This window comes from Mangrovimicrobium sediminis, from assembly GCF_004745945.1.
Taxonomy (GTDB): Bacteria; Pseudomonadota; Gammaproteobacteria; order Pseudomonadales; family Halieaceae; genus Mangrovimicrobium; species Mangrovimicrobium sediminis.
The window spans coordinates 42,023-61,029 of the sequence record NZ_SRLE01000002.1 but is presented as its reverse complement, the minus strand read 5'-3'; the positions used below and the strand labels follow the sequence as shown (position 1 = coordinate 61,029).

Sequence of the window (19,007 nt, the reverse complement as noted above, 5' to 3'; positions counted from 1 at the left end):
TCCTCGAAAAAAGGGCTCTGACCCCTTTTCGCCTGACCCCTTTTCGCCGCGAGTGTGGCATGGGTGGCTCAGGACGCGGCGCCGACCTCGGCCTCGCGCAGCTGGCGCGCGACCTTGTCGAGAACGCCGTTGATGTACTTGTGGCTGTCGGTGGCGCCGAATTTCTTGGCCAGGGAGACCGCCTCGTTGATCACCACCTTGTAGGGCACGTCGATGCGCTCGCGCAACTCGAAGGTGCCCATGCGTAGCAGGGTGCGCTCGATGGGGTCGAGGTCGGTGATGCGGCGGTCCAGCAGCGGCTCGAAGATCGCCTCCAGTTCATCCACCTGCGCGGGCACGCCGTGCAACAGGGCCTGGAAATACTCCAGGTCGACATGGGCGAAGTCGTAGTCGGTGCGAAACTCCGCCTCGATGTTGTTCAGCGGCGCCTCGGCCATGTACCACTGGTACAGGGCCTGCATGCCGTAGTGGCGCGCCTTGCGTCGCTCGGCGGCGAGGGTATTGGGTTGCTGCTTGCTCATTCAGCCCAGCTTGCCCAGCAGGCTGACCATTTCCAGCGCGGACATCGCTGCTTCCTCGCCCTTGTTGCCCGCCTTGGTGCCGGAGCGCTCCACCGCCTGTTCGATGGTGTCCACGGTGAGCACGCCAAAGGCGACCGGGATGCCGTATTCCATGGTCACCGAGGCCAGGCCCTTGGTGCACTCGCCGGCGACGTACTCGAAGTGTGGGGTGCCGCCGCGGATCACCGCGCCGAGGGCGAGGATGGCGTCGCTGTCGCCCTTCGCCGCGACCTTCTTGCACACCAGCGGGATCTCGAACGCACCCGGGGCGCGCACGATGGTGATCTGGCTCTCACTCACGCCATGCCGGCGCAGGCAGTCCACCGCGCCCTCCAGCAGGTGCTCGACGACGAAACTGTTCCAGCGCCCCACGACCAGGGTGTAGTTGCCCTTGGCCCCGGTGAAATCGCCCTCGATGGTCTTGATATCGCTCATTGGTCGTTCCTTCTCGTCGCCCGCCGCGCGGGTGCTTGCATGTTGTTCGCGGTGCTTGCATAGCTGCTAACGCAGCCATTTACACAGTCAGGGGTCCACGAAATCCAGCACCTCCAGGTCGAACCCGGAGATGGCATTGTACTTGATCGGCGCACCCATCAGATGGATTTTTCCCACCCCCAGGTCGCGCAGAATCTGTGAGCCCAGGCCTACCGAGGTATAGATATCCGGCTGGCTGAGCACCGCCGCCGGCGTGCCGCCCAGGGCCATGTCGATGCTGTCCAGCAGGCGCTCGGGGGATTCGTCCCGGGCCAGCAGCACGATCACCCCGCGCTCGCTGGCGGCCACCGCCTCCAGGCATTTCGCCATGCTCCAGCTGGGGCGCTCGTCGAGGTGCGAGTGGCACAGGTCGCGCAGCGCCGACTGCGCGTGCACCCGCACCAGGGTCGGCTGGTCCGGCGCGATGTCGCCGCGGGTCAGGGCGAGATGGATGTCGCCGCTGTTGAATTCGCGGTAGGCCACCAGGTGAAACTCGCCGTAGGCAGTCTGGATGGCGCCCTCGCGCACGCGCTCGATGGTGCGCTCGTTGACCAGGCGGAAGTGGATGAGGTCGGCGATACTGCCGATCTTCAGCTCATGAGCATCGGCGAAATCCGCCAGCGCCTGGCCCTCGGCCAGGGTGCCCTCCGGCGTGAGGATATCCGCGATGACCGCCGCCGGCAGCAGGCCCGCCAGGCGCGCGTAGTCGGTGGCGGCCTCGGTGTGCCCGGCACGGGTCAGCACCCCGCCCGGCACCGCGGTCAGCGGGAAGATATGCCCGGGCTGGACGATGTCCGCAGGCTGCGCGTGGGGCGCCACCGCCACCTGGATGGTGTGTGCCCGGTCCGCAGCGGAGATGCCGGTATCGATGCCCTCGGCCGCCTCGATGGACAGGGTGAAATTGGATTTCTCGCCAATCGCGTCGTCCACCATCGGCGGCAGGTCCAGCTGGCGGCAGCGCTCCTCGGTCAGCGCCAGGCACACCAGGCCGCGCGCCTTGCGCGCCATGAAGTTGACGTGGCCGGCATCGCAGTGCTCGGCGGCCAGCATGACCACGCCCTGGTTGAGATCCTCGGTGTGGTCGTCCACCAGCACCACCATGCGCCCCTGGCGCAGTTCGGAGACCAGCTCATCGACGCTGTTGACCTGCATGTTCACCGTGCCTTACCTCCACCGAGGAAACCGTGCTCGGCGAGGGTTTCCAGCGACAATCCCGCGGCCCCCGGCTGCGCCGCGGCGTCGCCCAGCACCAGGCGCTCCAGGTAGCGGGCGATCAGGTCGACCTCGAGGTTCACCCGGGTGCCCGCGCGGTACTCGCTGAACAGGGTCTCGGCCATGGTCTGGGGAATGATGTTGAGGTCGAACTCGGCGCCGTTCACCGCGTTGACCGTGAGGCTGGTGCCGTCCACGGTGATGCTGCCCTTGTGCGCGATGTAGCGCGCCAGGGCATCCGGCGCGCGCAGCACGAAGCGGGTGGAGCGGGCGTCCGTATGCAGGCTGACCACCTCGCCCACGCCATCGACGTGGCCGGAGACGATATGCCCGCCCAGCCGGCTGGCCGGGGTCAGGGATTTTTCCAGGTTCACACGGTCGCCCACCGCCAGCTTGCCGAGAGTGGTGTAATCGAGGGTTTCCACCGACACGTCCGCCCAGTAGCCGTCGCCCGGCAGTTCGGTCACCGTGAGGCAGACGCCGCTGGTGCAGATGCTGTCGCCGAGTTCGACGTCGGCCAGATCCAGCTTGCCGCTGCGAATGCGCAGCCGCAGGTCGCCGCCGGAGGGCTGCAGTGCGGCCACCTCGCCGACGGCCTGGACAATACCTGTAAACATAGTCTTCCGAACGCCCGCGCCGGCGGGCTCCTAGCTGTGCGCGGTGGGGATGGCGGTGATGCGCCAGTCCTGCCCCACCTGGCGCAGATCCTCGATTTGCAGTGCGACCTTGTCCGCCATATGCGCCAGCGGCAGGTCCAGCAGGGGGCGCGCACTGCTGCCCAGCAGCACCGGCGCCGTGTATATCACCAGTTCGTCCAGCAGGCCTGCGCGCAGCAGGGACCCGGCCAAACGGGGGCCGCATTCTACCAGAATTTCGTTGCAATGCCGCGCCGCCAGCACGGCGGCCAGGGCGTGGGGGTCGAGGCCCCGCGCGTCGCGCGGCAGCGCGCACAGGGCGGTACCGGCGGCGGCCAACGCCTGCGGCACAGGAGTATCCGCGGCATGGCACAACAGGCTGGGCGCCGACGCGTCGAGAACCTTCGCCGCGAGCGGAGTGCGCAGGCCGGAATCCAGCACCACGCGCAGCGGCGGGTGCGCTGTGGCCAGCGCGATATCCTCCGGAGGCAGGCCCAGTTCCGCCGCGCGCACGGTCAGCGAACAGTCGTCGGCGAGTACCGTGCCCACACCGGTGACCACGGCACAGCTGCGCGCGCGCAGGCGCTGCACATCGGCGCGGGCCGCCGGGCCGGTGATCCACTGGCTCTCGCCGGAGGCCATGGCGGTGCGCCCGTCCAGCGACATGGCCAGCTTCGCCCGCATGCGGCCGCGGCCGCGCTCCATGCGCGCGATAAACCCGGCGATCTCGCGCCGCGCCTCGCGCTCCAGCACGCCGCACTCCACTGCAACTCCCGCCGCGGCAAGGCGGCGCAGCCCCTCGCCGGCGACCTGCGGGTTGGGGTCGCGGGTGGCCGCGACCACGCGGGTCACCCCGGCGGCGAGCAGGGCATCGGCGCAGGGTCCGGTGCGACCCTGGTGGGCGCAGGGTTCAAGGGACACATAGGCAGTGGCGCCGCGCGCATCGCCGGCGGCTTTCAGGGCCTGGATCTCGGCGTGGTCGCCGCCGGCGGGCTGGGTGAAACCCTCGCCGATCACCGCACCGTCGCGCGTCAGCACACAGCCGACATGGGGGTTGGGGCGGGCGGAGTAACGGGCGCGGCGCGCCAGGCGCAACGCCCGCGCCATCAGTTCGATGTCACGCGAGTCGGCCACGCGTCAGTCGGTCCTGGGCTCCGCCTCCAGGGACTCGATGGCGAGGCGAAACTCCTCGATGTCCTCGAAGCTCTTGTACACCGAGGCAAAGCGCACGTAGGCAACCTTGTCGAGTTTCTTCAGGTGCTCCATGACCAGCTCGCCGAGCACCAGTGAACGCACCTCGCGTTCGCCGGTGGCGCGCAGCTCGTGCTTGATCTGGTTGATCACCGCCTCGATGCTCTCGACAGAGACCGGGCGCTTCTCCAGCGCACGCTGGAAGCCGGCGCGCAGCTTGTCCTCGTTGAAGGGTTCGCGGTCGCCGTTCTGCTTGATGATGCGCGGCATCACCAGTTCCGCCACCTCGTAGGTGGTGAAGCGTTCGCTGCAACTCAGGCACTCGCGCCGGCGGCGCACCTGGTCGCCCTCTGCCACCAGTCGCGAATCGATGACCTTGGTATCCTCCGCGGCGCAAAAAGGACAGTGCATTCAGGCCTCTCCTGACATCGTAAGTTGTTGAAGAGTAACACATTTCCCGGGATAAAAACCCTCGGGCGCAATTATTTGTCCACTGCAACTCAATTTCACCTTGAGCGAGCGCCAGCCTGTACTAGGCTTAGCAGCGGTCGCCTCGGCGACCGCACGTCCCTACGACGGGCCGCCATTTCCGCAGCGCGGCCCAACACTAAGAAAAGGAGATTTGCCTTGAAAAATTCATTGATGAATGTATCCCGTTTTGTCCTCGGTTCAGCGCTTGCGCTGAGCCTCAGCCACGGCGCTTCTGCAGGGGAGTCAGAAGTCGCGGCGGCGCCCGTAGGCGGCAGTTGGAGTCTGGAGTTCTGCTGGGATGGCTTCGGCTGTGGCACCACCAGCCTGGATATCGTGCAGTTCGGCCCGTTCGCCACCTTCACCACCGGTGACAGCGGTTCCGGCGTCGGCCTCGCACTGAACTCCCTGGTCATCCTGCACTACCAAAGTGGCTGCATGCCCAATTACATTGCACAAAACCCGAGCGCCACGCTGATGTCGGGCCGCATGAAGTGCACCGAGGGCTCCACTGACTCCGGCACATGGACCGCAACCAAGGTTGCCGGCGCGAGTGTGCAAGCGGCAGGCGTCAGCTCTGCCGGGCCGCGCTAAACCCTGCGCATTGACGCATCCGGCGGGGGCAGGTATCGCCCCCGCCTTTTCTCTCCCCAGCAAAACGCACTATTCTGTGCTTTGGGGGGCTGCCATGAACCAAACCAACACCACCTACCGACACCTGCCGACCGCCGCCGCACTGCTGCTTGCAGGGCTGTGCGGGACCGCGCCCGCCCAATCGCAGGCGATAGACACTACCCCGGTGGGCGGGGCCTGGAACATCGAGTTTTGCTGGCGGGTGGGCAGTTGCCTGGTTTCCAGCCTGGACATCAACCAGATCGGGCCATTCATCAACTTTGAGATGGGCGATGGCTCCGCCGGCGTCGGGCTGTCCCTGGAGACCCAGGTCATCATGCATTTCACCGGCGGCTGTATGCCCAATTACATCGCCGAAGACCCAACAGCTATCTATATGGAAGGCGTGATGCGCTGCACCGATGGCAGCGGCACCAGCGGCACCTGGTCGGCCCTGCGCGAGGTGCCCCAGCCGGGACCGCCGCCGCAGCCGGTTCCAGCACCGGCCGAAGGCCCCACCGGCGCCGCGCCGGGGGAACTGGCGCGGTGACCCAGCCTGTGCGGCTGGGTAGTCGGTGAACGAGGAGCCGAGCGCTCAGCCGTAGACCGGGAAGCGCGCGCAGATGGCGAGGACTTTCGCCTTCACCTCGGCAATCACCTGCTCTGAGGTGCCGTTCTCCAGGGATTCCAGCACGTCGCACATCCAGTGGGTGAGTTCTACGCACTCCGCTTCGCCAAAGCCACGGGTGGTGATCGCCGGCGTACCCACGCGCAGGCCCGAGGTGATGAACGGCGAGCGCGGATCGTTGGGCACCGCGTTCTTGTTGACCGTGATATAGGCGTCGCCCAGCGCTGCGTCCGCGTCTTTGCCGGTGTAGGGCTTGCCGATCAGGTCCACCAGCATGAGGTGGTTCTCGGTGCCGCCGGAAACAATATTGATGCCGCGCTCGATAAAGGTCGCCGCCATGGCCTTGGCGTTCTTCACCACCTGCTTCTGGTACTCGACGAACTCGGGGCTCATCGCCTCCTTGAACGACACTGCCTTGGCTGCGATGACGTGCATCAGCGGGCCGCCCTGGCCGCCGGGGAACACCGCGGAGTTGAACTTCTTCTCCAGTTCCTCGTTGGCGCGGGCCAGGATGATGCCGCCCCGCGGACCGCGCAGGGTCTTGTGGGTGGTCGAGGTGACCACGTCGGCAAAGGGTACCGGGTTGGGGTAGACGCCGGCGGCAACCAGGCCGGCGACGTGGGCCATGTCGACCATCAGCCAGGCGCCGACCTGGTCGGCGATGGTGCGAAAGCGCGCCCAGTCGACAATCCCTGAGTAGGCGGAGAAGCCGGCGACGATCATCTTCGGCTTGTGCTCCAGGGCCAGGGCCTCGACCTGCTCGTAGTCGATCTCGCCGGTCTCGGCGTTCAGGCCGTACTGCACCGCGTGGTAGACCTTGCCGGAGAAGTTGGGCTTGGCGCCGTGGGTCAGGTGGCCGCCGGCGTCGAGGCTCATGCCAAGCACGGTGTCCCCGGGCTGCAGCAGGGCGAGGTACACGGCGCTGTTGGCCTGGGAGCCGGAGTGCGGCTGCACGTTGGCGTAGTCGGCGCCGAACAACTGCTTGGCGCGCGCGATAGCCAGTTCCTCGGCCTTGTCGACGTACTCGCAGCCGCCGTAGTAGCGCTTGCCGGGGTAGCCCTCGGCGTACTTGTTGGTAAGCACGGTACCCTGTGCCTGCATCACCCGGGGGCTGGCGTAGTTCTCGGAGGCGATCAGCTCGATATGCTCCTCCTGGCGACGCTCCTCTTCACCGATGGCGGAGAAGATCTCGTCGTCGAACCCCTCGATGGTCATGCTTTTGTCGAACATGCTGGACTCCCGGCGTCTGCTGAGCCGCCCCGCGCGCCGATTCACGGCCGGGGCGACAATTGGAAAGCGGCGCATTTTACAGAAAAAGCCAGGCCCGCAGAACCAGCAATCGCCCACTTTTCGTGCAACCCCCGCCACCCCCAGAAAGTGGGGTCAGATACGACTTTAAAAGATGCCTCACACCTGGCACGCGCCCGGTAGGTGGGGTCAGTTACGACTTTCGAGGAGGGGTCGGGCTCCGCGCAGACTGCACCCCCATGCCAACCCACACGCCACAGACATCTTTAAAAGTCACATCTGACCCCACTTTTTTTGATGGCATCCTAAAAAGTCGTATCTGACCCCACTTTATGTTCGGTACAGTGGGAGGTGCGTACGTGGTCATTGCACCGGGAGGTGTGATCGGCTATACCATTGCCAGTGGCGCGCTGTTTGCATAAGCAGCGGCAAGGCGCGCTTCGTGCACGCCACAAGAACAGGACCCCCATGGAAAAAAGCTGGAAATCCTACGATAGCGGCCCCTTCTACGACGAGTTGATCACCCCGGCCGGCCGGCCACGAGTGGCGGCGCGGCGGGCGGTAAACCTCCTGCAAGGCCTTGGCGGGGAGGAGATGGCAGCGCGGCGCGCCGCGGCAGAACTGGCCATTCGCGAGATGGGCATCTCCTTCACCATCTACTCCGAAGGCAAGAATATCGACCGCTCCTGGCCCTTCGATATCATTCCCCGGGTCATCCCCGGCAAGGAGTGGGACCTGGTCAGTGAAGGCCTCAACCAACGCACCCGGGCCCTGAACGCCTTCATCAACGATATCTACAACAAGCAGCGCATCCTCAAGGACAAGGTAGTGCCGGCGGATATCGTGCTCGATTCCACCAACTACAAACCCCAGTGCGCCGGCATCTCGCCCCGTTATGGTGCGTGGGCGCATATTTGCGGCACGGACCTCGTGCGCGACAAGGACGGCAAGTTCTACGTGCTGGAGGACAATCTGCGCGTACCCTCGGGCGTCTCCTACATGGTGGAGAACCGCGAGATCACCAAGCGCATCCTCCCCGAACTGTTCGAGAACTACAGCATCCGCCCGGTGGACGACTACCCGGCCCAGCTCTACACCATGCTCGCCTCGCTGTCGCCGCGCGAGCACAAGCGGCCGTGCATCGTGGTACTCACCCCCGGCATCTACAACTCCGCCTACTTCGAGCACGCCTTCCTCGCCCAGGGCATGGGCGCGGAACTGGTGGAGGGCTCGGACCTGTTCGTGGATGACGACGACTGCCTCTACATGCGCACGGTGGGCGGCCCGGAGCGGGTCGACGTGGTCTACCGGCGCATCGACGACGAATTCATCGACCCGGAGGCCTTCCGCTCCGACTCCATCCTCGGCGTACCCGGCATCATGCGCGCCTGGAAGAAGGGCAACGTGGCCATCGCCAACGCGCCGGGCTCGGGCGTAGCCGACGACAAGGTCGTCTACGCCTTCGTGCCGGACATGATCCGCTACTACCTCAAGGAGGAGCCCAAGCTGGCCTCGGTCAAGACCTGGCTGTGCATGGACCCGAAACACCGCGACTACGTACTCGCCAACCTCGACAAACTGGTGGTCAAGCCGGCCAACGAGTCCGGCGGCTACGGCATCATGGTCGGTCCGCGCGCCACCAAGGCCACCCGCGCCAAGTTCGCCAAGCTGATCGAGGAGAACCCGCGCAACTACATCGCCCAGCCGACGCTGGCGCTGTCCACCGCGCCCACCTACCTCGAGGACAGCGTGGAACCGCGCCACCTGGACCTGCGCCCGTTCATCCTCAGCGGCAAGAATGTCTGGGTGACCCCCGGCGGCCTCACCCGCGTGGCCCTGGTCAAGGGTTCGCTGGTGGTGAACTCCTCCCAGGGCGGCGGCAGTAAAGACACCTGGATCGTGGAGGGCAGCCAATGAGACTTCTCTCCCGCGTCGCCGAGCGCCTGTACTGGATGGCGCGCTACCTCGAGCGCGCCGAGGACACCGCCCGCGTCACCCAGGCCTACACCCACCTGGTGCTGGACATCCCCATGGGCACCGAGCTGGGCTGGGACGCGCTGGTGCGCATCCTCGACGGCCAGCCGGTGTTCGAGCAGAGCTACCGCGCCTACAACGAGCAGAACGTGCTCAGCTTCGTCATCACCGACGAGGACAACTTCGGCAGCATCCGCCAGTCGATCAAGTCGGCCCGGGAGAACGTGCGCACCACCCGCGACGTGCTGCCGGCGGAGGTCTGGGAGCACGTCAACGAACTGTACCTGTACGCCCAGGAGACGGCGGAGAAATCCGTCGGCCGCCGCCACCGGCACCAGTTCCTGGACCAGGTCATCAGCCGCTGCCAGGTGATCAGCGGGCTGGTCATCACCACCATGACCCGCGACGACACCTACCGCTTCATGGCCCTGGGCCACATGGTCGAGCGCGCGGACATGACCACGCGCATCATCGACGTCGGCGCCGGCGCCCTGATGCAGCAGGATCGCCACAACCCGACCATCGACCCGCTGGTGTGGAGCTCGCTGCTGCAGAGCCTGTCGGCGATGAGCGCCTACCGGCGCAAGGTGGGCCCGATCCCCGAGGCCGCGCCGGTGGTGGACTTCCTGTTCAAGGAAGCCACCCTGCCGCGCTCGCTGTCGTTCTGCCTCAACGGCCTGCGCGCGGAGCTGTCGCAGCTGAGCCACCACAAACCCGCCCTGAAAGAGCTGGAACGCGCCCGGCGCCGATTGTCGCGGCTCAACCCGGAGAACGTCTCCTGGGAAGAACTGCACCGCTTCATCGACCGCATCCAGCTGGACATCAATGCGCTGTCGGACAGCGTCGCCGAAACCTGGTTTTTGCCGCGCCAGGAGCCGTAAACTCCGGAGATCGCCATGAGCATCCGTGTCGCCGTACGGCACAATACGTACTACAAGTTCGACCGCCATGTGAACATCGCGCCGCACGTGCTGCGGCTGCGCCCGGCGCCCCATTGCCGCAACCGCATCTACAGCTACTCGCTGAAGGTGAAGCCGGAAAACCACTTCATCAACTGGCAGCAGGACCCGTTCGGTAACTTCCTTGCACGCCTGGTGTTCCCGGAAAAAGAGGACCACCTGTCGGTGGAGGTCGAGCTGATTACCGACATGACGGTGATCAACCCCTTCGACTTCTTCGTCGAGGAGTACGCCGAGCACTACCCGTTCACCTACGATGCGCACCTGGTCAAGGAACTCGGCCCCTACCTGGAGATCGTCGAGGACGGCCCGCTGCTCAAGGCCTGGATGGCCGGCGTCAAGCGCGACAAGATGCCGATCATCGACTTCCTTGTGGCGCTCAACCAGCGCCTGGAACAGGATATCGACTACAACGTGCGCATGGAGCCGGGTGTACAGACCTGCGAGGAGACGCTGGAGATCAAGCGCGGCTCCTGCCGCGACTCCGGCTGGCTGATGGTGCAGATCCTGCGCCACCTGGGTCTCGCCGCGCGCTTCTGCTCCGGCTACCTGGTGCAGCTGGCGCCGGACCAGAAATCCCTGGAGGGTCCCTCCGGCCCGGAGGCCGACTTCACCGACCTGCACGCCTGGTGCGAGGTGTTCCTGCCCGGCGCCGGCTGGGTCGGCCTGGACCCGACCTCGGGACTGTTCGCCGGCGAGAGCCACATCCCCCTGGCCTGCACCCCCAGCCCGATTTCCGCGGCGCCGATCACCGGCGCTACGAGCCAGTGTGAGGTCGAGTTCAGCTTCCTCAACGAGGTCGAGCGCATCCACGAGGACCCGCGGGTCACCAAGCCCTACAGCGAGGCCGAGTGGTTGGCCATCCAGGCCCTGGGCGAGGCGGTGGACGCGGAGCTCGAGGCCGGCGACGTGCGCCTGACCATGGGCGGCGAGCCGACCTTCGTCTCCATCGACGACATGGACTCCGCGCAGTGGAATATCGCTGCGCTGGGCGAGCACAAGATCAAGCTGGCCAAGGACCTGATCATCCGCCTGCGCGACCGCTTCGCCCCCGGCGGCCTGCTGCACTACGGCCAGGGCAAGTGGTACCCGGGCGAGCCGACCCCGCGCTGGGCGCTGGGCTGCTTCTGGCGCACCGACGGCGAAACCCTGTGGGAGGACCCGGCGCTGCTGGCGCGGGTCGACCGCGACTACGGCCACGGCCTGTCCGAAGCGGGCAGCTTCATGTACTGGCTGACTGAGGCCCTGGGCATCAGCACCTCGTACATTCTCCCCGCCTACGAGGATGCTCTTTACTACATGTGGAAGGAGCAGAACCTTCCCGACAACCTCGACCCGACCAAGGCGGACATCAAGGACGACGCCGAGCGCCGGCGCCTGGCCAAGCTGCTCAGCCGCGGCCTGAACACCCCTACCGGCTACCTGCTGCCGCTGGAGCGCGAGCCGGGAGGCCCGTGGCGCAGCGGCCCGTGGCAGCTGCGCGCCGAGCGCGTCAACCTGGCGCCGGGTGACTCGCCGATGGGCCTGCGCCTGCCGCTGGACGCCCTGCAGCAACCGCAGAGCAAGCGCGATGCGATAAAACCCGAGCGCGACAGCTTCGACCCGCGCGGGCCGCTGCCGCCCGCCGATGACAAGGCGTCGGTGGCGCAGCCCATCCAGCCGCAACCGGCACCGGGCAGTGCGACGGAAGACGACGGCGGCTACCCCGGCGACGTGGTGCGCACCGTGCTCTGCGTGGAACCGCGCGACGGTAAACTGCACGTCTTCCTGCCGCCGCTGCAGTACCTGGAACACTACGTGGACCTGGTCCACGCCATGGAACGCACCGCCCGCGACCTCAGCCTGCCGCTGGTGATCGAGGGCTATGAACCGCCGCGCGACCCGCGCCTGCAGCGCCTGCTGGTCACCCCCGACCCCGGCGTCATCGAGGTCAACATCCACCCGGCTACCAGCTGGGCGGAGCTGGTGGACAACACCACCGCGCTCTACGAAGAGGCTCGCCAGTCGCGCCTGGGCACGGAAAAATTCATGCTCGACGGCCGCCATTCGGGCACCGGCGGCGGCAACCACGTGACGCTCGGCGCGGCGCGACCGGAGGACAGCCCGCTGCTGCGCCGGCCGGACCTGTTGCAGAGCCTGGTCACCTACTGGCAGCACCACCCGGGCCTGTCCTACCTGTTCTCCGGCCTGTTCCTGGGCCCGACCAGCCAGGCGCCGCGGGTCGACGAAGGCCGCTCGGAGATGCTCTACGAGCTGGAGATCGCCTTCAGCCAGATCCCCCCGGGCGAGGTCATGCAGCCCTGGCTGGTGGACCGGCTGATGCGCAACCTGCTCATCGACATTACCGGCAACACCCACCGCTCCGAGTTCTGTATCGACAAGCTGTACTCCCCCAGCGGGCCGACGGGACGCCTCGGCCTGCTCGAGTTCCGCGGCTTCGAGATGCCGCCGCACTCGCACATGGCGCTGGTTCAGGTACTGCTGCTGCGCTGCCTGGTGGCGCGCTTCTGGAAGAACCCCTACAACCACAAGCTGGTGCGCTGGGGCACCCTGCTGCACGACCGCTTCATGATGCCGCACTACGTGTGGACCGACGTGAAGGATGTCATCGACGACCTCAACGAGCACGGCTTCCCCTTCCAGCTGGAGTGGCTGGCGGCTTTCGAGGAGTTCCGCTTCCCGCACTACGGCAACATGAACATCGGCGACATCAACCTGGAGCTGCGCTGGGCGATCGAGCCCTGGCACGTGCTGGGCGAGGAAGTCAGCAGCTTCGGCACCTCGCGCTACGTGGACTCCTCGGTGGAGCGCCTGCAGGTGAAGCTCTCCGGACTCACCCCGGGCCGCTACGTGCTGGCCTGCAACGGCCGCCGCGTACCCCTGCGCGAGACCGGCACCCACGGCGAGTACGTGGCCGCGGTGCGCTACCGCGCCTGGCAGCCGCCCTCGGCCCTGCACCCGATGATCGGCGTACACGCACCGCTGGTGTTCGACCTCATCGACACCTGGAACGGACGCTCCATCGGCGGCTGCACCTACCACGTCTCCCACCCGGGTGGGCGCAGCTACGAGACCTTCCCGGTCAACGCCTTCGAGGCGGAGTCGCGGCGCGTCAACCGCTTCTGGGACCACGGCCACACGCCCAACCTGTTCCCGCCGCTGGGCGAGTTCGACAGCATCCGCGAGTTCTTCCCCAACCAGCAGCCGCCGCGGCCGATGGCGCCGCCGCCGGAAGAGCCGGCGGGCGAATACCCGCACACGCTGGACCTGCGCCGGCCGGGACGCTGACCCCGACCGGCACGCCCGCGCTGCGACCGCGGCGCGGGGCTCCCCTCGCCCCGCATGGCCGGGGAGTCCGGATAGCCTGAATCCCGCATTTGGGCAATAATTGAGAGTTCCGAACAACGTTTTCAGTGGTAACGATGCCCACCCAGGACCAGACACGCGCAGCAGCGGCGGTCTCCGCACCCGCCGACGCCTTCCATGAGGCCTTCCAGGCCGATGGCGGCGTGCGCGAGCACTGGCAATACCTGCTGGACAGCTTCAAGGAGCTGGGGCCGGACGAGCTGCGCCTGCGCCAGCAGACCCTGGACCGCATCCTGCGCGACGACGGCGCCACCTACAACGACTACAGCGCCGGGCTGACCGCGCGCCCCTGGGGGCTGGACCCGGTCCCCTTCCTGCTCTCCAGCGACGAGTGGAACGATATCGAGTCCGGCGTGCGCGAGCGCGCCGAGCTGTTCGACCTGATCCTGCGCGACCTGTACGGGCCGCGCAACCTGCTCAAGCACGGCATCATCCCGCCCGAGCTGCTGTTCAGCCACGACGGCTTCCTGCGCGAGTGCCAGGGCCTGGCGCTGCCCGGCGAACAGCAGCTGATCCAGTACGCCACGGATATCGTGCGCGGCCCGGACGGCGCGCTGCGGGTCATGTCGGACCGCTCCCAGACCCCCAGCGGTACCGGCTACGCGCTGGTCAACCGCATGGCCATGAGCCGGGTGTTCCCGAGCCTGTTCCGCGACAGCCACGTGCACCGGCTGTCGCTGTACTTCAACAACCTGCGCCTCAAGCTCAGCGAGCTGAACCCCAACGGCGAGGTGGCGCGGGTGGCGGTGCTCACCCCCGGCGCCTACAACGAGACCTACTTCGAGCACGTGTTCCTGGCAAACTACCTCGGCTACCCGCTGGTACAGGGCCGCGACCTCACCGTGCGCGACGGTTACGTGTGGCTGAAGACCCTGGACGGCCTGTCGCGCATCGATGTCATCCTGCGCCGGGTCGACGACGTCTACTGCGACCCGGTGGAGCTGCTCAGCGAATCCCAGCTCGGCGTGCCCGGCCTGCTGGAGACCGCGCGCATGGGCAACGTGACCGTGGTCAACCCGCTCGGCTCCGGGGTGCTGGAAAACCGCGGCTTGCCGCGCTACCTGCCGGCGGCGGCGCAGTATTTCTTCGGTCGCGACCTGCGCCTGCCCTCCGCCCGCTGCTGGTGGTGCGGCGACCCGGCCGACCTCGACTACACCCTGCGCAACCTCGACACGTTGATCGTCAAGACCACCTCGCGCGGACCCGACTCGCGCATCGTCGACGGCGCCACGCTGAACCCCGCCCAGCGCACTGCCCTGGCCGCGCAGATCAGCGAACATCCGCTGCGTTACGCTGCCCAGGAACGCCTCAACCCGTCGCTGTCGCCGGTGTGGGACGGCCAGGCCGGCGAGAACGCCGACCTGCCACTGGTGCTGCGCAGCTTCGCGGTGGCCGGGGAATCCTCCTACGTGGTCATGCCCGGCGGGCTGACCCGGGTCGGTGCCCAGTCCGGCGCGTTCGAGATCTCCAACCGCCTCGGTTCGCTGAGCAAGGACACCTGGATCCTCGCCTCGGAGCCGGAGAAGCGCACCGAACTGGACGCCGGCGCCGAGCCGCGCGCCGCCGGCACCGGCTGGGCGGGCATGGAACTGCCCAGTCGCGTGGTCGACAACCTGTTCTGGGTGGGCCGCTACACGGAGCGCGCGGAGGCCTCCCTGCGCCTGATGCGCACGGTGCTCAGCTGCCTCAAGGGCGAGCACTCGATCGACCCGGACAGCCGCCCCCTGCTGCTGCGCTCGGTCACCCACCTCACCGGCACCTACCCGGGCTTCATGGCGAAAAAGGCCAATACCGAGGCACCGATTCCGGAGCTGCTGTCGGTGATCATCGACGCCGACCGGCCGGGCAGCATCACCTACTCGCTGCACGCCCTGCTGCGCGCCGTGGACCAGGTGAAGGAGTTCATGTCGGCGGACACCCAGCGCATCCTCAACGACCTGCGCGACGAGATGGCACAGCTGCCCGAGCTGCTGCAGCGCGACTACAGTTCCGCGCCGGAGGAGGCCCTGGACCGGCTGGTCTCGACCCTGCTGGCCCTGGCCGGCCTGTCCCAGGAATCCATGGTGCGCGGCCAGGGCTGGCACTTCCTCGACATGGGCCGGCGCGTCGAGCGCTGCCTGCTGACTATCTCACTGCTGCGCTCGCTGCTGGTGCCCAAGGTGAGCGGCGAAGCCGAATCGCTGCTGCTGGAGACCGTCCTGGTCAGCGCCGAGGCGCTGATGACCTATCGCCGCCGCTACCAGCGCAACGTCAACATCGACGACGCGCTGGACCTGCTGCTGCTGGAACCGGCCAACCCGCGCTCGCTGGCCTTCCAGTTCGAGCGCCTGCGCGAACACCTCGCCAGCCTGCCGGCGGACCGCCAGGATACGCGCCTTACCCCGGAGCAGCGCCTGCACCTGGAGGCCGTCTCCCAGCTGACCCTGGCGGACCTGCCCAAGCTTGCGGCCACGCAGGACGACGAATTCCTGCGCGGCGGGCTCGACCAGCTGCTGGCGCGCATCCAGCGCCTGGTCAGCGATATCGCCGGCGTGGTCACCGACACGTACTTCGAACACACCGGCGGCCCGCAGCCGATGACCCTGTCGGAGCGGAGGGACGAGCCGTGAAATACCGCATCCGCCACCGCACCCGCTACGAGTACCAGGGCCTTGTCAGCCAGTGCTACAGCGTGACCCACCTGCTGCCGCGCAACACTTTCTACCAGCGCTGCGAGCGGGCGAGCATCAGCGTCGACCCGCTGCCCGCCCAGGGCGCGGACCGCACCGACTACTTTGGCAACCACGCCTACCATTTCACCGTACAGTTCCCGCACCGCTACCTGGAGGTGGTCGCCGAGAGCGAGGTGGAGATCTTCGCCCAGCGGCAGAGCCTGGCGCTGGACTTCGGCGCCACCTGCGCTGAAGTGCGCAGCCTGCTGTACAACCTGGAGCCGGAGGAGAACATCCGCGCCCGGGAATTCCTGCTCGACTCGCCCAAGGTCGTGCGCAGCCAGACCCTGGCGGACTACGCCAGCGACTGCTTTGTCGACGACCGGCCGTTCTTTTCCTGCGTGCGCGAACTCACCCACAAGATCTACAGCGAGTTCACCTTCGATCCGCGCTCCACGGAGGTGACCACGCCGCTCGAGGAAGTGCTGGAATTGCGCGCCGGCGTCTGCCAGGACTTCGCCCACCTGGCGATAGGCTGCCTGCGCTCGCTGGGCTACCCGGCGCGCTATGTCAGCGGCTACCTGGAGACCCTGCCGCCGCCCGGCCAGACCAAGCTGGAGGGCGCCGACGCCAGCCACGCCTGGTTCTCCGTGTACTCGCCGACCGAGGGCTGGGCCGACTTCGACCCGACCAACAACCTGATGGCGATGGAGCAACACATCACCACCGCCTGGGGCCGGGACTACTCGGATATCACGCCGCTCAAGGGTTCGGTGCTGGGTGGCGGTGCCGGCCACGCCCTGGACGTGGCGGTGGATGTGCAGCGACTGGGGGCCTGAACCGCGCCCCGGGGCTGGGTAGCGACTCAGTCGGGAGCCCGGTTGGCGGCAAACACCGGCGCCACTACCAGCTTCTCGTAGATCTCCGCCACCCGGCGGATGGAAATGGGCTGTTCCTGCCCCAGCCACCATGCCAGCAGGCCTATCGTCCCGCTCACCACCAGCGCCACCCCGCAATCCGCCGGCAGCCAGCCCGCCGGGGGCTGCTTGGTCGCCGCCACCGCGTGCGACTGGCGGGTGTAGGCCTCGGCGATAGAGCCGGCGGCGCCGCCGGTGAGCAGCGCCGTCCACAGCGGGCGATGGGCGTCCACGTAGGAGAACAGCGCGATAGCCGCGGCTTGCAGGTCGTGAGCCTCGAACACCGGCAGGCTGAGGCCGATCAGGCGCTTGATCTGCTCGTCGGCGATATCGTCGAGCAGCGCTTCCTTTGAGGCGTAGTGACGAAAGAAGGTGGTCTTGCCGACGTCCGCCTCGCCGGTAATGTCGGCGATAGTGATCTGCTCCAGGGGCATGCGGTCGAGCAGCGCGAGAATCGCGCGGCGCAGCGCCTCGCGCGAGCGCAGCGCCCTGGGATCGGAGCTTATCTTGGAAACTTTCTGTTCCACATGTCTTCCTCGGCCGGCGGCAGGTATTCACGCCACAGGGCACGAGTGAGTGCCACCCACGGCCCGCGAACACCGCGGTTTTACACAACGACACTTCATACTAGCCAAAAATCGCGGGAACTGCACGCCGGGCCGTGGTCAGGCGTGTCCGGTGGTGGTCGCCTCACAACTTGACCCGGCTCGTGGATACTGTCACTCTCCCCATCACTTCCGGAACTTACAGTTCCATAAAATAAACAAAACAGCGGCCCTCCCAGCGGATACGGCCGCACAGGAGGCATGTGGTGGAGCAGCAGGCACAGGATACAGAACGCGATTATTTCACCGACCTGTCGGTACTCAGGGATCCCTACGAGTACTTCGAGAGCATCCGCGAGCGCGGCGGGGTATTTCGTTCCACCCTGCGCAACCTGGTGGTTGTCACCGGCTTCGAGGAGTCCGTGGAGGTGCTGCGCAACACCGAGGATTTCTCCTCGGCGAATGCGCCCCAGGGGCCGGCGGTACCGCTGCCCTTCACCCCCGAGGGCGACAACATCACCGACCAGATCGAGGCACACCGCGGCGAATTTCTCGGCGGTGACCTGCTGGTCGCCTACGACGGCCAGCAGCACAAATTCTCGCGCTCCATCCTCAACAAGCTGTTCACTCCGAGCCGCCTGAAGGCCAACGAGGAATTCATCCAGTCCTACTCGGCGCAGTTGATCGACGAGATGGTCGCCAAAGGCGGCTGCGAACTGATCAACGAGGTCGCCACACCCTTCGTCACCCTGGTGATCGCCGACCTGCTCGGCGTGCCCGCCGACGACCGCGAGCACTTTCGCGAGGTGATCGACAACGCCCCGCCACCCGGCAACATGGAGGCGGACGCTCCCCCGTCCTTCGACGAGAATAGCCCCCTGGTGGTCATGGGCACCTATTTCTTCCAGTACGTGATGGACCGCCGCGAGAATCCGCGCGAGGACATCCTCAGCGAGCTGTCCAACGCCACCTACCCGGACGGCAGCACGCCGGATGCGCTGGAAATCGTGCGCCTGGCGACCTTCCTGTTCGGCGCCGGCCAGGACACCAGCGCCAAGCTGCTGGGCAATTCGATCCGCCGGCTGGCCGAGGACCACGCGCTGCAGGACGAGCTGCGCGCAGACCCCAGGCTGATCCCGGCATTCATTGAGGAAGTCCTGCGCATGGAGGGCTCGACCAAGATGACCGCGCGGCTGGCGGTGCGCGACACCAGCATCGCCGGCCTGCCGGTGGCCGCGGGCACACCGGTAATGATCGCGGTGGCCGCGGCCAACCGCGACCCGAAGCGCTGGGAAAACCCTGAGGCATTCGACATGCAGCGCCCGCGCCTGCGCGAACACCTGGCCTTCGGCCGCGGCGCGCACACCTGCGCCGGCGCGCCACTGGCGCGGGTCGAGGTACGCATCCTGCTCGAACACCTGTTGGCGAAAACCTCGCGCATCAGCCTGGACGAGGCCCACCACGGGCCGCAGGGGGCGCGCGAGCTGGACTACGAGCCGAGCTTTATCATCCGCGGCCTGTCAAAATTGCACCTGGTCCTGGCGCCCTGAGCGCCCGGACCCGGCCC

16 protein-coding genes are annotated in these 19,007 nt (G+C 67.0%); 8 read left to right on the top strand and 8 right to left on the bottom strand.

Features of this window, described 5'->3' with window-relative positions:
- Positions 1-68: 68 nt before the first annotated feature.
- From nusB to nrdR, 6 genes are all read right to left on the bottom strand, one after another.
- Positions 69-521, bottom strand: coding sequence for a transcription antitermination factor NusB (gene nusB / locus E4634_RS01835; RefSeq protein WP_135440904.1), 453 nt, complete (start codon positions 519-521; stop codon positions 69-71).
- Positions 522-995, bottom strand: a complete 474-nt coding sequence (gene ribH, locus E4634_RS01830) for a 6,7-dimethyl-8-ribityllumazine synthase (RefSeq protein WP_135440903.1) — start codon at positions 993-995, stop codon at positions 522-524.
- Positions 996-1,082: 87 nt separating this feature from the next.
- Entirely contained in the window at positions 1,083-2,186 is a 1,104-nt protein-coding gene (gene ribB, locus E4634_RS01825) for a 3,4-dihydroxy-2-butanone-4-phosphate synthase (protein WP_135441109.1), read from the bottom strand.
- Positions 2,187-2,188: 2 nt separating this feature from the next.
- Positions 2,189-2,863, bottom strand: coding sequence for a riboflavin synthase (locus tag E4634_RS01820; protein WP_135440902.1), 675 nt, complete (start codon positions 2,861-2,863; stop codon positions 2,189-2,191).
- Positions 2,864-2,893: 30 nt separating this feature from the next.
- Positions 2,894-4,015 carry a bifunctional diaminohydroxyphosphoribosylaminopyrimidine deaminase/5-amino-6-(5-phosphoribosylamino)uracil reductase RibD gene (gene ribD / locus E4634_RS01815; protein WP_346763328.1) on the bottom strand — a complete coding sequence of 374 codons (1,122 nt, stop codon included), beginning with the start codon at positions 4,013-4,015 and terminating at the stop codon, positions 2,894-2,896.
- A gap of 3 nt (positions 4,016-4,018) precedes the next feature.
- Entirely contained in the window at positions 4,019-4,483 is a 465-nt protein-coding gene (nrdR, locus tag E4634_RS01810) for a transcriptional regulator NrdR (RefSeq protein WP_135440901.1), read from the bottom strand.
- Between the two features lie 216 nt (positions 4,484-4,699).
- Here nrdR and E4634_RS01805 point away from each other — a divergent pair, with 216 nt between their 5' ends.
- Positions 4,700-5,134 (top strand): hypothetical protein, encoded by a 435-nt coding sequence (locus E4634_RS01805; protein WP_135440900.1) that lies wholly within the window; start codon positions 4,700-4,702, stop codon positions 5,132-5,134.
- A gap of 94 nt (positions 5,135-5,228) precedes the next feature.
- Entirely contained in the window at positions 5,229-5,702 is a 474-nt protein-coding gene (locus E4634_RS01800) for a hypothetical protein (protein ID WP_135440899.1), read from the top strand.
- A gap of 45 nt (positions 5,703-5,747) precedes the next feature.
- Here E4634_RS01800 and glyA read toward each other — a convergent pair whose 3' ends face one another.
- Entirely contained in the window at positions 5,748-7,010 is a 1,263-nt protein-coding gene (gene glyA, locus E4634_RS01795) for a serine hydroxymethyltransferase (protein ID WP_135440898.1), read from the bottom strand.
- Between the two features lie 486 nt (positions 7,011-7,496).
- On the opposite strand from glyA, the gene E4634_RS01790 reads away from it, so the two are divergent.
- From E4634_RS01790 to E4634_RS01770, 5 genes are all read left to right on the top strand, one after another.
- Positions 7,497-8,945, top strand: coding sequence for a circularly permuted type 2 ATP-grasp protein (locus E4634_RS01790; protein WP_135440897.1), 1,449 nt, complete (start codon positions 7,497-7,499; stop codon positions 8,943-8,945).
- Positions 8,942-9,883, top strand: coding sequence for an alpha-E domain-containing protein (locus E4634_RS01785; protein WP_135440896.1), 942 nt, complete (start codon positions 8,942-8,944; stop codon positions 9,881-9,883). The genes E4634_RS01790 and E4634_RS01785 overlap by 4 nt, the downstream gene beginning before the upstream one ends.
- Before the next feature lie 15 nt (positions 9,884-9,898).
- Entirely contained in the window at positions 9,899-13,249 is a 3,351-nt protein-coding gene (locus E4634_RS01780; RefSeq protein ID WP_135440895.1) for a transglutaminase family protein, read from the top strand.
- A 134-nt stretch (positions 13,250-13,383) separates the two neighbouring features.
- Complete coding sequence (locus E4634_RS01775; RefSeq protein WP_135440894.1) at positions 13,384-15,936, top strand: circularly permuted type 2 ATP-grasp protein; 2,553 nt, start codon at positions 13,384-13,386, stop codon at positions 15,934-15,936.
- Entirely contained in the window at positions 15,933-16,817 is an 885-nt protein-coding gene (locus tag E4634_RS01770) for a transglutaminase family protein (protein ID WP_135440893.1), read from the top strand. Before E4634_RS01775 ends, E4634_RS01770 begins: the two co-directional genes overlap by 4 nt.
- Positions 16,818-16,843: 26 nt before the next feature.
- Here E4634_RS01770 and E4634_RS01765 read toward each other — a convergent pair whose 3' ends face one another.
- Positions 16,844-17,422, bottom strand: a complete 579-nt coding sequence (locus tag E4634_RS01765) for a TetR/AcrR family transcriptional regulator (protein ID WP_135440892.1) — start codon at positions 17,420-17,422, stop codon at positions 16,844-16,846.
- Positions 17,423-17,706: 284 nt separating this feature from the next.
- Here E4634_RS01765 and E4634_RS01760 point away from each other — a divergent pair, with 284 nt between their 5' ends.
- Positions 17,707-18,990 (top strand): cytochrome P450, encoded by a 1,284-nt coding sequence (locus tag E4634_RS01760; protein ID WP_135440891.1) that lies wholly within the window; start codon positions 17,707-17,709, stop codon positions 18,988-18,990.
- Positions 18,991-19,007: the final 17 nt, after the last annotated feature.